At 43.1% G+C, this 13,562-nt stretch carries 10 protein-coding genes, 1 tRNA gene and 1 pseudogene; 8 read left to right on the top strand and 4 right to left on the bottom strand.

Going from position 1 to position 13,562, the window contains the following annotated elements:
* Window position 1: 1 nt before the first annotated feature.
* Window positions 2-460, bottom strand: a complete 459-nt coding sequence (gene aroQ, locus R2Q26_RS13625; protein ID WP_411182363.1) for a type II 3-dehydroquinate dehydratase — start codon at window positions 458-460, stop codon at window positions 2-4.
* Between the two features lie 207 nt (window positions 461-667).
* Between aroQ and R2Q26_RS13620 the strand changes: the two genes are divergently transcribed.
* Together R2Q26_RS13620 and R2Q26_RS13615 are read left to right on the top strand one after the other, a co-directional pair.
* Window positions 668-743 (top strand) — tRNA-Thr (locus tag R2Q26_RS13620).
* Between the two features lie 1,670 nt (window positions 744-2,413).
* Window positions 2,414-2,611, top strand: coding sequence for a hypothetical protein (locus R2Q26_RS13615; RefSeq protein ID WP_317536785.1), 198 nt, complete (start codon window positions 2,414-2,416; stop codon window positions 2,609-2,611).
* A 387-nt stretch (window positions 2,612-2,998) separates the two neighbouring features.
* Here the strand turns inward: R2Q26_RS13615 and R2Q26_RS13610 are convergent, their stop codons facing one another.
* Window positions 2,999-3,325: a hypothetical protein gene (locus R2Q26_RS13610; protein WP_317536784.1), complete on the bottom strand. Its 327-nt coding sequence runs from the start codon at window positions 3,323-3,325 to the stop codon at window positions 2,999-3,001.
* A gap of 255 nt (window positions 3,326-3,580) precedes the next feature.
* A complete protein-coding gene (locus R2Q26_RS13605) occupies window positions 3,581-3,892 on the bottom strand; it encodes a hypothetical protein (protein ID WP_317536783.1) in 312 nt (103 codons plus the stop codon).
* A gap of 288 nt (window positions 3,893-4,180) precedes the next feature.
* On the opposite strand from R2Q26_RS13605, the pseudogene R2Q26_RS13600 reads away from it, so the two are divergent.
* The 5 genes and pseudogenes from R2Q26_RS13600 to R2Q26_RS13580 all read left to right on the top strand — a co-directional run.
* A pseudogene (locus tag R2Q26_RS13600) lies at window positions 4,181-4,327 on the top strand (IS1595 family transposase); the annotation flags it as partial.
* 163 nt (window positions 4,328-4,490) lie between these two features.
* Window positions 4,491-5,504, top strand: a complete 1,014-nt coding sequence (locus R2Q26_RS13595; protein ID WP_317536782.1) for a hypothetical protein — start codon at window positions 4,491-4,493, stop codon at window positions 5,502-5,504.
* A gap of 734 nt (window positions 5,505-6,238) precedes the next feature.
* Window positions 6,239-6,640 carry a GFA family protein gene (locus R2Q26_RS13590; protein WP_317536781.1) on the top strand — a complete coding sequence of 134 codons (402 nt, stop codon included), beginning with the start codon at window positions 6,239-6,241 and terminating at the stop codon, window positions 6,638-6,640.
* Window positions 6,641-6,800: 160 nt separating this feature from the next.
* Entirely contained in the window at window positions 6,801-7,007 is a 207-nt protein-coding gene (locus R2Q26_RS13585; RefSeq protein ID WP_317536780.1) for a hypothetical protein, read from the top strand.
* 182 nt (window positions 7,008-7,189) lie between these two features.
* The gene (locus R2Q26_RS13580) at window positions 7,190-7,933 is read left to right on the top strand and encodes an SDR family oxidoreductase (protein WP_317536779.1); all 744 of its coding nucleotides are present in this window, start codon (window positions 7,190-7,192) and stop codon (window positions 7,931-7,933) included.
* 316 nt (window positions 7,934-8,249) lie between these two features.
* On the opposite strand, the gene R2Q26_RS13575 is transcribed toward R2Q26_RS13580, so the two are convergent.
* Entirely contained in the window at window positions 8,250-10,184 is a 1,935-nt protein-coding gene (locus tag R2Q26_RS13575; protein WP_317536778.1) for a putative bifunctional diguanylate cyclase/phosphodiesterase, read from the bottom strand.
* 798 nt (window positions 10,185-10,982) lie between these two features.
* On the opposite strand from R2Q26_RS13575, the gene R2Q26_RS13570 reads away from it, so the two are divergent.
* Window positions 10,983-12,752, top strand: coding sequence for a hypothetical protein (locus R2Q26_RS13570; protein ID WP_317536777.1), 1,770 nt, complete (start codon window positions 10,983-10,985; stop codon window positions 12,750-12,752).
* Window positions 12,753-13,562 lie beyond the last annotated feature (810 nt).

The raw sequence follows: 13,562 nt of genomic DNA, 5'->3' as shown, positions 1-13,562 counted from the left end.
ACTATCGCTCACGTAAAGCAAACTGTAATGCCAGTTCATAGCCTTTTGCCCCTAAGCCACTGATTACGCCGATTGCAAGATCAGAGAAGTATGATTTCTGACGAAATGCCTCGCGTGCATAGATATTAGAAAGATGTATTTCAATAAAAGGCAATCCTGTTGCGGCCAAAGCATCACGTAAAGCAATGCTGGTATGAGTCAAACCTGCTGGGTTGATTATGATGAAATCGGTTTCATCATGCATTGCTTGTTGCACCCGGTTTATTAATTCACCTTCACTATTGCTTTGAAAAGCTTCTAGCCTCACTTCAGCAGCCAGCGATACTGCAGATAATTTTCTGTTAATATCGTCTAAAGTCGTTTTGCCATAGATTTCCGGCTCCCGTCTACCCAGAAGGTTCAAGTTTGGTCCATGGATAACCAGAATATTTTTAGCCGATATGTTTCTAAATGTCATCATAAAATTATGGCTTTTTTTGCTGAAAATGTACAGATTTTTGAGGACAATCAGGGAATTTAAACGAAATTATTGAGAAATTATTTTGTTCAATTATTTAATCTGATAATTCCTGGATTTTATTGTTAATATATTTAGTTATTAAAAAACTTATAATTGCTCGCAGCTTCTTAAACCTCTATAATCCGGCGTTTGTCAGCAATTCAAAACGCTGTTGTAGCTCAGTTGGTAGAGCAACTGATTCGTAATCAGTAGGTCGGAGGTTCGACTCCTCTCAACAGCACCAATAAAACAATAAATTATAATGCTATTCAATCATTGATAATTCCTCATTGCTACTATATTGCTACTTTGCTTTGTGGAGCTAACGTAAAGAAAGAAAAAGTGTCAGTCATTGCATAGCCCATAAAGTGACTGGCAATGAATGCGACATACAAAACGGGACATTACACAATGTTTGAAATTGCAGCCTATTTTAATGTTCATTACAGTACTGTTAGTGGGTTAATTCGTTCATTTCGCAAGATGCAATGACTGACACCTTTTAAGAATCTGTATTAATGTCATTGTATTAATACCTATCATAATCCTCTATAACCCAGCGAGTATCGTGGTCTGCTCGCCGGGTTATTATGTTTCTCCATGACTGCCCTTACGCTTTAATGATTTGAATTTGAGCGCTACTAGACGTCTAAGTTTTTTGAACTTTTTTTATTTAGGGCAATTCTTAAAAAAACTCCTACTAATCTGTGAGAGTCACGGTACACATCTGTTGATGTCCTCCCATAGCATCATATGGCAGTTGTGTACTTTTTTAAATGGTTCCTCTTGTGTGGTGCATGGCGCGCTCATATTCGTTCCTCCCGGCTGTGCACCATTTTTTTATTTTCTCCTGATTTTTTTGAATTTTTTTGTTTAAGGTAACACTAATCAATGTACCCTTAAATTCTAGGAGTGTAGTGGTATATTTCTGCTAATGTCCTCAAACCATCGTTGCAGATGTGTACCTGTTCTTAGTTTTAAGCTGACTCCACTGCGGCACATAGTTAGTTGTTTCATATCTCCTTACTATAACTATGTACCGCGCCTGTGTATGGCATCTTTGAATCTGCTTCTATTATCTTGTTGGAATGCTAGAAAATTTATTATCGGAATGCAACTATTTGTATAGAATCTGACTGACATCTTCTGTTTTTATAATGAAGGAGATCGTTAATGCTATTAATGTTAGAGTTAGTAGTGATATTGCTAATATCAGTAACTCTTCCTTTGTTATGGAAAATATCAGATCTGACATTGACTGCGACAGGAGACCCAAAAAATTTGAGGTCGCTGGTACAAGAATCAATAAAAATTTTAGTACCACCTTGGATGTTTTGGTTGGCAACCAGCTTAGTAAACTTTTTTAACTGTCATTGGTAGGATTCATTCTCTCTTTAAGCCAAATCTATTTACTTTGAATCTTATTGACAAAACTTGTAAAGCACAAAAGGTGTCAGTCATTGAATAGTGCATGAAGTGACCGGTAATGAATGCGTCATACAAAACGGGACATTACATAATGTTTGAAATTGCCGCCTATTTTAATGTTCATTACAGTACTGTTAGTGGATTAATTCGTTCATTTTGCAAGATGCAATGACTGACACCTTTTAATTAACACCTTTTCGACACCTTTTAATCCAATTATGCACAAGCTGCCAAGCCGTCTTGTAATCAGGGTTATCATCAAGATATATAGCAGATTATTAATGGTGATCACTCAATATTTTAAATTGACGGCCAATGATCTGCTCACTTGAGAAAACTTACTCTCTAATTTTCTTGTTGTATAAAAAATCATATATAAATAAATATGTAAATTATTTGTGAATAAAATGTAAACTTTTTGTAAAGTTTGAATTCTAATGATTTGAAATACCATCATTAACAAATTACTTTATTGGAGAGTTATAAATGAGAACAAATCAAGCTAGCAATAACACAACAATATCTCTTAGCCTTGTTTTGCTTAGTGTTCTGGCTTCAATTGGTTTGATTTTATTTGGGGATATGTCTACAGGTGCATTATTTCCTGTGGGGTATTTGATAGTTGCTGCAATTAGCAGCACTTTTAAAAACAGAAGATATTCTTCCCCTAGAGTTGTGGCCTAAATTACATTAAACTCTGATAAGACCAATATTAATTTTATAGTATTGGTCTTTTTTATATATAAAATTATGAATTAAGGTTTTTATCTGCTCAAAATTAATTAGAACGAAATTCATTTTCTCAGCGGGTGATTTTTACTTCTGTAGTTAATTTAAGCGGGCTAGGTTGGAATCAATTCATTGGTCTTAGCGTTCATCAAATGTAGAAGATAATTGGTAATCTTCTGCATAGGTGCTCTAAGCCATTCGACATCGGCAACAATATATCCCGTAGCGAAACTCTTTTTGCCAATCGTTTATGGTGCGATGCACTCTCTCTTTGGAAAACCAGTCGGTTTTTCTGTAGGATTCTTCCTGCGAGCCGTATTCTCTTTCCAGCGTAACACTTTACTATCCAAAGTCCAAAGCTACACATTCAGGTTTTGCTTTTCTTGCATCTGGAGTATCCAGCTTTAGATAAGGGAATGACTCTTTATTACGCAGGATACGTTGATATTGCCAAAGTGAGCTGGCAAGCCTCCAGATACGATTCACTAGCGTTTTCATCATGACATCGTATGTGTTTAATTCGGGAGATTGCTGCTCATACTCAGTCCATCGCCATGAGCCTTCTGGCAGCAGTTTTTCTACGCGATGGCATCCATTGTTAGCCACTCCAGCTTCAAACGAGTCATGAAGCAAGGGTAGTAACGCGGCAATAGCTTCATGTGGCGTCAATTTGGGACACTACTTGCCAATATGCCTCAAAATAAACGCTATTGCTTCTGTCTTTATCGGTAAGAACAGATTTCGACTCAGATAAATTTGAATTCAATTCTTTAATCTATATTCAAAAAATACTAAAGCCTTTGCAAACCTGGTTGATAAAGAATTTGTAGTAACCTTATCAATCCAATATAACCCGGTGAGCTATTTGCATCTCTCGCCGGATTATTTTCTGCTCAGTGCGCATCCACGAGTATTGAATATCTTTTATTTCAATTTATGAGATTTCGATTTTTGTGGATGCCGGATTTCGACAAAAGTGCCGTCTTCTTCGATTGTAATTTCAATTGCCTCGCCATTAGGTTTTCTTACCTCAGCGTCATAAACGATGACCTTCTTTTTCATCGTTCGTTTTTCAACATTTTCTATCATTCCATCTTGCGTATATTCCTTGATAGTTTGCCGAACTTTTTCTGGAACTTGGAACAATGGAACATTGTCATCGAGTACCCTGGCTAAACTCGATGTTACGAAAAGCAGTATCATTAGTGAGCTAAGTATGAGAATTTTAACGTTCATCTTGGTTCTCCTGTTCATATTGTTAATATAAACGTTTTGTGACACGCTACCTTCTGCTAACTTCACGCTGCTTCAGTATCTATCTTACAAATTGCTCTACTTCGTAGTCTAGTCGCTACATAATACATTGTCGCGCGGTTAATTTTCTTTGTCTTCTTTCGCACTGTTGTGTTGGGGTTGGTGTACTTGGTATTGCTGCGACAGGCTTGTCGTAGAATAGGGGATAGACCACGGTTTCTAACTAAGTGCTGTTAATTTGGAAACAATCGTGGTCTGTCCCCTATTATCATATCTCATGGTGATAATGAATTTGCTCGGGATGGGTGTTGCCACATTAACGGTATTGAATCATTTTGGAGTTTTACCAAGCGACGTCTTGTAAAGTTTAATGGTGTATCAGTTAATTTTGAGCTGCATTTAAAAGAATCTGAATGACGTTGGAAAGAACAGCCTGAGGAACTTGCTAAGGAACTCGGATATTATTAGCCCTGCTAGTCTAGAGCCTTGATAAATAACAAGTGCAGTTGCCAGCTTGCATATGGTTTAATGCAAATTAAATCTCCTTACTCCCTACGTGATTGATTTAAGAAGATTGATTATGAGCAAAATTATTTCAGCAGCATTCGGAAATATAACTGAATATAGCCTAAATTGGCCAAGCACTGCTCATGGCTCAACACATGAATTAGTGATTGATGAAGCGCATATCTATGTCACTGGGCAAAACATGCATCAAATTGCTAAATGCGATTATGGAGGACAGGTAGTCGACTACTACAAGATGCCGGATGGCAGCGGTCCGCACGGTATATTAATTGATAAACATGGGAGACTTTGGGTTTCTCTGGAGTTTTTTGGTTTGGTCGTACAACTGGATGGCCAGGGAAAAATTGTCAAAGAAATCGATGTGCGATTATTTGTGCAAGGTGCAAAAACGCCCATTAATCCAGCCCCACACGGTATTTGTTTGGATGCGGACGGAGAAACCATCTGGTTCACTGGCAAGCGCACTAGTATTGTGGGTAAGATTAATCCCGATAGCAGTGTAGAGCATTTCCAACTGAACAATCTGGCTGCAATGCCCATATTCCTATCCGCAGGAGCGGATGGAAATATCTGGGGAACTGAATTGCTAGCCAGTGCTATTTTAAATATCTCTGGTGACGGAACCGTCAGAGAATTTCCTATACTGACATCGAACAGTAGACCTATTGCAGTCATTCCAGACCCATCGGGCCCGTTCATGTGGTTTACAGAAGAAGCTGGAGTCAAGATAGGTAAAATCGATTTATCCGGCAAGATTACTGAATATCCCGTTCCCGCTCTGCAGAAGAATGACATACTCGCATCTCTGGTATTCGACTGTGACGACAATTTGTGGGTGCAAGTTTATGTAGATCAAAACAATCCCAATCCATCAGGATATGACTACATCCTGAAGTTTGATAAATCCATTCGACATATTGAGGGCTCTGACATTGCTGGGATTCCGTTCAGCATGCACACCTTGCCTAGCAGGGGAGCGATGATGCATCGGATTAAAATGGACTATAAGGGTAATTTATGGTTTACAGAAATGATGACAGATAAACTCGGTAAAATAACACTTTGATCCATTTCTAATCGTATGAAAGTTCTACTGAAAGTGGCGATGAGCGAAGAGTCTATGCAGTTAACGAAGAGTATTTCCCTCATTACTACTGCAGATATGATCGCTAACCCAGGTGGGTAAGGCTCTCAGAATCAGATTCATTTTTTCTTAGTGATGTTGAGACTGTTAATCCACAGGTCCTCTTCTCTTTTTGCTTAAATACGCACCACATTATCACATTTCTTCCCAGTTACTATTTCATCAGTAGAATAGGGGACAGACCACGGTTGTTTCCAAATTAACAGCGCTTAGTTAGAAACCATGGTCTGTCCCCTATTATCTGTTAGGTTCGACTCTTCTTAACAGCACCATATAAATTAAGAAGTTACAATATAATATCCAATAAAACTTTTTCTTTGAGTCATCATAAGAAAAAGAAAACCATAGTAATTGATAGTAGAACTAGCTCTTATTGATTCGCATTAAATACAGTTCTCTCGAGTGCATTTTAGTTAGTGCCCTTACTAATTTATTTTTACAATTTCCAGTGATATGTTAAGTTCTGCTGACATTTTGGGTTTCCTTATTCATTGCTCTGCCAGCTTATGTTTAAAGCATTATTAACAATAAGATAGATAAATTGAATGATGATAAAACGACATTTTGAGACATGTTGAATTTTTGTAAGACAGAGATGTTGTAATATTATGTTGGGACTGTAAAATATTGCTCTCAGGTTTCATGGAGAATTCATCGTGCTAAAAACGTACCGAGGCAGTTGTCATTGTGGTGCAGTCACCTTCGAAGCCGACTTAGACCTCACACAAAGCTCGTATCGCTGTAACTGCTCCATTTGCAGGCGCACGCGCTTTTGGCCGGCGATAGCCAAACCCGAAAACTTCCGTCTGCTGACCGGCGAGTCAGAGCTAACTCAGTATTTATTTAATAATAAGAAAAATCATCACTATTTTTGCAAGTACTGTGGCGTTCGCAGCTTCGGTGTCGGCAATGAAACACCTATTGGGAAAATGTATGGAGTTAATCTTGGCTGTCTCATTAATGTAACTGACGAAGAGCTTTCAAAAGTTCCTATTACATACGTTGATGGGCTGCATGACAAATGGCAGAGCGCACCGGAGTTTTTTAGTCATTTATGAAGTACGCTATGGCTTAACAGACGCTCCAGCTGGCGGTCTTGCTTTCGCTTCGCTCTGGTAAATCCCCGGTTGAGCTAGGGTGTTAGGCGCTTTCTCACATATTCAGTTTCAATGAGTGTTTTATGACTACTACATCTTTTGATCCGACGCCCGTCGAGTTGTGGCACCTGCGCCGCTGCGTGGATTAACAACTGAGGCATTTGAGGCGAGTGATAAGCTGTTTGGTTCTGTGCTTGTCGCCGCGGATGGGACCGTCCTCGCTGAAGACCGTAACTGTATGACTTCCAGCGACCGACCCGTCACCCGGAATTCGAGTTGGCGCATTGGGCCGCAGCCACCGTCTTCACCCCAGGTGAGCACTGTCTGATGTGCGCCGCCACTTCTACAGCTCAGCCCAGGGAGAAAAACCGCAAATCCGGCCCGGATGACGTAATCCTGCAAATCCAACTGGAAGCAACTTGTCATGCCTGCCGCGAACCGCTCTGCAGTCGCTGAGCGTGGGTCGTTAGGTGGCTCATTTGCATTTTTCTCAACAAGGAGGACAACTCTATGAACTCACTAAAGAATAAACGCGCACTGATCACCGGCGGCAGCCGTGGCATTGGTGCTGCTATTGTTAAGCGCCTTGCCAGCGAAGGTGTTCATGTCGCATTCACCTATGCTAGTTCGCCCGATAGAGCCAATGAGACCGTTAAGACTGCACAGGCGTTCGGAGTCCACGCAGTTGCCATTCAGGCCGACAGCGCTGATGCCAGCGCAGTAGTCGCCGCTGTTGAGCGCACAGTGACGGAATTGGGCGGTATTGATATTTTGGTCAATAACGCAGGCGTGCTGGCTTTTGGTCCGATTGACGATTTCAAGCTCACGGATTTTGACCGCACCCTCGCTGTGAACGTGCGCGCCGTGTTTGTGGCGACACAAGCTGCCGTCAAGCACATGAAGGAAGGTGGGCGCGTCATCAACATCGGCAGTTGCAACGCCGAACGGATGCCTTTTCAGGGCGGAGCGGTTTACGCGATGAGCAAGTCCGCTCTCAAAGGGTTGGTCCAAGGCCTGGCGCGCGATCTCGGTCCGCGTGGAATCACCATTAACAATGTTCAACCTGGACCGATCGACACCGACATGAACCCTGATAACAGCGAGTTCGCCGATATACTCAAGAAACAGGTTATGGCGCTGCCTCGCTACGGCACAGCCGAGGAGGTCGCAGCGATGGTTGCTTACCTGGCTGGCCCCGAGGCGGGTTACGTCACAGGCGCAAGCTTGAACATTGACGGAGGGTTCAATGCCTGACAGATGATCAACGATCGCCAACTTGATTCGGGATCCAGGGAGCATGCGGTCTAAACTGCGGCTTCGATGATGGATGAGGGTGTTTTTTCATATCGATCGGTTCCGGAATGAATGCTTCGCACGATATAGTGAGGACAGTGGAGTTACTGAAACAGGGAGACAGATTGTTGCTGACCGCCGGCCTTGCTGGATGACGGTCAAGGTTTTTAGAGTGCTTATCCATTGCTGGAGCAGTGAAAGGATAAAATGCAGATTCTATGGGAATTGAATAGATACGATTGAACCAATCCAGGCTGTCAGAACATCATCTGAAGTACTACGCTGACATTCGTGTCCATTCACTTTCCCAATTGCTGAATTGTTCTACCGGCATCGGCATACTGACCAGATAACCTTGTGCCACGTCGCAACCTAGCCCTGCCAGGTGATCCCACACAGCTTGGCTATCCACTCCTTCCGCCACTACTTCCAAATCCAAATTGTGCCCAAGCTCAATGGTCGAGCGCACAATCACTGCTGAATCACTGCTTGCTACCATGGGCATGACAAACGATTGATCAATTTTGATTGAATCGACTGGTAACTTCTGCAAATAACTCAGACTCGAATACCCTGTACCATAGTCATCAATGAATAACCGGGTACCGAGTTTTTTTAACTTAGTCAACGTCTCCAACGCCACCGTCGGCTCTTCCATTAAGGCGCTTTCAGTCAATTCAAACTGGATCAGCTCCGGCGGAATGCCCCAAGTGGAAAACAAACCTTGGATGCGGTCGATGAGCAGCGGATCGTACAAATCATGCGCGGACAAATTCACTGATAAAGCCCGCTCCAGCCCTGCTTCATGCCAGGCATAGCTTTGGCTAAAAACCGCATCAAGCATCCAATTGGTCAAGGGAGTAATCAAGCCAGCATGTTCAGCGAGCTTGATGAATTCCATGGTCGCAAGCATACCATGCACGGGATGCTGCCAGCGTACCAAGGCTTCGGCTCCGCACACGCGCCGCGATGCAATATCGACCTTGGGCTGGCAATACAGCAATAACTCATTTTGCTCGATAGCTCGGCGCAAATCCCCCATCAAAGACAGGCGCCGGGTGGATTCTTCTTCCTGTCCTCCCGCATAAAAGGAATAGCCACCTTGGGCAGAACAGACATCATGGGTGGCGGCATTGGCACGCCGTAGCAAGGTATCGGCTTCGGTGCCATGGCCAGGATAGAGAGCAATACCTATGCTGACGCGCGGATCGACCATCAGGCCTGCCACTTCCATGGAGTCATGTAGGGCTATGATCAGCCGTTGTGCGACTTGAATAGCATAGTCAGCTCCGCCGCTGGGTAAGAGCAAGGCAAACTCGCTTTCCCCCACTCGCGCCAGCATATCGCTTTCCTTGAGGGTATGCATCAAGCGCTGAGCCAGTTGTTGCAGCAATTGATCACCAGAGCGATAGCCCAAGACCTGATTAATTTCACGAAAGTGGCCAATGTTCAGGTGCAAGAGGGCGAGGGCGTGGTGGTGTTGTTTGGCGGTGTGAATGGCGTCTTGCAAGCGCTCGAGTAAGAGGGTGCGATTGGGCAATTCGGTCAGGGGGTCGTAAAAAGCGAGGCGCGCGATGGTGGCTTCGGCTGCCTGTTGCTTAATACGCATGCGCAGGTTGGCAATGCCATAAGCCAAGTCATCGGCCAATTCGCTGAGCAACTTGATTTCATTTTCATCAAAAGCATCGGGTTCGATCGTGCCCATACCCAAGGCACCGAGTACTTCTCCATCCAAGCGCAAGGGAAAGGCGGTAAATGCAGCAAAGCCTAGCTTGATCGCAAGCTCGCGCAAGGGGGCATAAGCAGGAGCAGCATAGATTGGATCGGTGAGGATGTGCCTACCCACGCAGGGTTGACCAGTACGAATCGCGGTGGCCATCGCGGTGTGGCCCATTTCCGTATCGGCCCAAGTATAATGAAGCGCCTCCATAGACTCTTTGTCTACACCAATACCTGCCATATACCGGATGCTCTTGTCTTCATCGTGTTCCGCATATGCGACGCCAGCTACACGGTAGCCGCCTTTTTCCACGATGACTTGACACATGTCGTGCAACAATTCTTGTTCATCCGAAGCATGCAATAAAGTATGATTACCGGCGCTCAAGGTGCTGAGGGCACGAGTAGCGCGCTCGAATTTCGTCAGCAATTCCCCATTCGTTGCGGATGAATCCGGGTTGTCTTTATTTGACTCATTAGCAGGGTATTCCATACGTCCTCACCTCGAGGTTGTAATAATTGCATTATAGTCAGTGGTACTTTCATTTCCTGCGCATTCTGACGCGCCGCGCATAGGAAAAATAAACACTCTTTCTGTTAGGGTTAAGTTAAATATACGTAAAGCCAGATGTTTAGTCAAACACGCTGCTAAAAAGATTAGAAGAGCTAATTTGATTGGTCTTCTTTCTTGCTATTGATTTACCTTAATTTTAAACGCTGGAACTCATCGCATGTAACTGAAATGAGAAGCTGACTAATCCGCAACGACCTTGCCATGACCCTTTGTCAGATAATCTTCTGACTGCATCTCCATTAAGCGGGAGACCGCGTAGAATAAGGGACAGACCACGATTGTTTCCATATTAACAGCGCTTAGTTAGAAACCGTGGTCTGTCCCCTATTATCTGTTAGGTTCGACTCCTAGAATTTCTACTGCCAGTGTTTCAGTTGATAACGAATCATTAAGCATAAATAAGCCTCAAGAACACCTGGAAACTGGGATTAATGAGGATTATTATTTTTTTCTATGCGATTTGAATATTCGTGAAGTTTTAAAAAATCACAGAAAATGAGCTTGCGCGTTTCGATAAGACGAATCAATAGGTTTTAGCAAAAATTCGTTTTAGTGTATCGGCATATTTAACGTACACACGCTAACCCATTCTTCGATGGGAGTAACCTGTGATTTGGCCCATTTAAAGCGCTATTTTCGAAGAAAAATCAATATGGGATTTCTTTTATGATTCACAAGTAATTTTCTATCCCTACATCTTAATTGTAGTGAGACACTATGATTCTACGAACTCGTTTATTGTTTAATATTCTGATTGGTATCGCCTTAAGCAGTCTGCTACCTGTTCACGCGGATGATTATAAGCCCACTGGCATCGATTCCATTTTGTATTTTCAGGCTGCCATTAAGGATGCTGAATATTGTTCTATGACTGTTAAAAATGGTGAATTGGTTACCATCAATAGCAGTACCAGCAAGGCTCTGAGTAACGCTGCCATGACTTGTCCTGATATGTTTTCCTGGAAGCTCTTTGCTGACGTAATTCAGGCTAAATTCTGGTCAAACTGGGCTGATGAGAATGATAACTGGCCGGCGAATCCTTATGCACTTTGTCAACCTGGTCAAGCACCTGGTAAAGATGCTTGTTGCCAACCTGGGTCAGCGAACAACGATCCTGATCATTGTCCAGTGTATCCAGGCACTCAGTACGCTACTAAACTCAAAGTTTTGACAGAGGCTTTGGGAGAAGAAGCACAAAAGCTGGCGCGTGAGCCTGCCTTGCAGCGTCATACTCGTCTACCATTCCATGACACGCTTAATCCCCTTAGTCGCATGGTCAGAACACAGCTTATGAAGAACGCTGCCGAAACATCAGTACCTTCCTGTTCTGCGGTACCGATTGATGGTAAGACTGTGGATCTGACAGCAGATATCATCAAGAAATTTAACCCATCTGATGCAGAAAGTACTGGTCGAGTCATTCGTCAGACTAATGCTGAACTGACCGTCCGTAACAAGGTATTCCACGATTATCTGTTCACCAATAATTTGTATAATGCCAACGGTGTGTTGGATGTATTCAACGTCAACCAGAAAAATCTGCAGACAGAGGCGCCTTACCGTCGTGCCAATTATTCCTCTCAGGCCGGAAAACCAGGCGCGTTGTCCCGTGTGGATTTGCCGCCGGATGCTATCATGATCAAGAGCAATTGGCTGCACCATGATCTCGCTGTTGCTTTGGGATTGCCAAAAGATCCTAAGCAGTACATCAGCAAATTGCTGCAGACACAGATCGACTTGCAAGCGCTGGATATAAGCAAGTCATCGCTCACTTGCAGTTTGGAAGGCATTCATCATCTCGTGGCATTCCATATTTCCTCTAAAGATATTCCCAATTGGGTATGGACTACCTTTGAGCATATTAGCTTGTCCGGCCGCTGCGATATCACAGGTTGCAATGATGCTTACGGCTATGCAAGCAGCGACAAGAATCGCCCGGCTGGTACTGCAGATAATTATGTCAAACCCAATCAACATAGCGATCAATTGAACTCGCCCAGTATCGTGTTCAATCCGGACAAAGGTTATCCGCTGGAAATGATCCGTCCTGAATGGGAAAAACTACTTACTCAATTGAATATTGGTAGCGGTAGCAGCACGAGTGAGGTTGAACCTGATCCAGAGGATATTGCCTGGCGTAACTTCCGCCTCAAAGGCTCACAAGTGGAGTTTGTAAACTCGATCGGTCAATCGACGCTATTGGGTAATTCAGTGACCGAGGCGGGATTTATGGATGGTTCGAGTTGCATCAGCTGTCACGCAAGAGCAAGTGTGGCGCTGAATAGTAACGGCTCAGCTAATTTCCTCGCGCTCTCGGTATTTGAACGCAATCTGACCGACTTTGGCTATGCGCGCAGCCATCATGGCATTCCTAATCCGTTCTGGTTCTACAACGATAACAATAGCCGACCAAGCATGCTGGTCATGCAAACAGATTTCATCTGGGGTTTTCTCAACGCTAGCCCTATCGTGTCCAGTAAACCATAAAAGCAATTCCTAGCTGTTTTCAACCTGTGCAGCTTGACTGCACAGGTTGAAGCGGATATGCGATACGATAGCTACTAATAGATATCCATCTTGCATTGCACAAGCAATTCACGCGCCAAGTATTGCCTGCCCAGGCTCGCCACCTTTAATGAATGCGCCGAAAGACACAAAATGTTTTTACGCCTGAAGAGGTAGCCCCTAGGTTGCAGTCCTGAAGTTTTTGCGTCGTAGTAAACATCCCGCTTGCCAAGACCAGGTAGCAGTAGTAAATCGATAGCTGCTTTGGGGAAGTTTATTTTATTTCTATGTTAGTTTTTGTGGAGCTGTAAATAGCCTAACTTCGAATTGATACTGATCTAAACATAAAGGAAATCTAGGAGATAGTGATAGAAAGTTGCTAGATAGTAATCATCTCGTGCATATATCCGATTAAATCGTAGTTTTATCATCATCTAGAAAGAACGCAACCCCGATACTGTTCCTTCTATAGCCGTCGACAATGAAACCCAAACACTTTTGTTCGTAGAATATGAAGCAACCAAAGGAATCAGGCTGGTAGAGCCAGGATTAAAGTCATGTGAATTTGACCATAGATAGCAGGAAATGAGAGTATCGTTGTGCCTTTTCCCGTAATATTAATGTTACAACTTTGTCATTGACTTCTAAATCGATCATCTATGTTAATCAGATAATTATCTGTGAGGTCTTCCTTAGATTGTTAAAAAGGGAGGAGAGCTAGAGCATTCTGCACTTAAATAGAGTCGATAAGGGATTCTCAAAGGATGAGATATAGTTGATGATCTTGCTATA

It is taken from the genome of Nitrosomonas sp. Is37 (assembly GCF_033063275.1).
Lineage (GTDB): Bacteria > Pseudomonadota > Gammaproteobacteria > Burkholderiales > Nitrosomonadaceae > Nitrosomonas.
The sequence above is the reverse complement of the archived record's forward strand: the minus strand, read 5'-3'. Positions and strand labels throughout refer to the sequence as shown.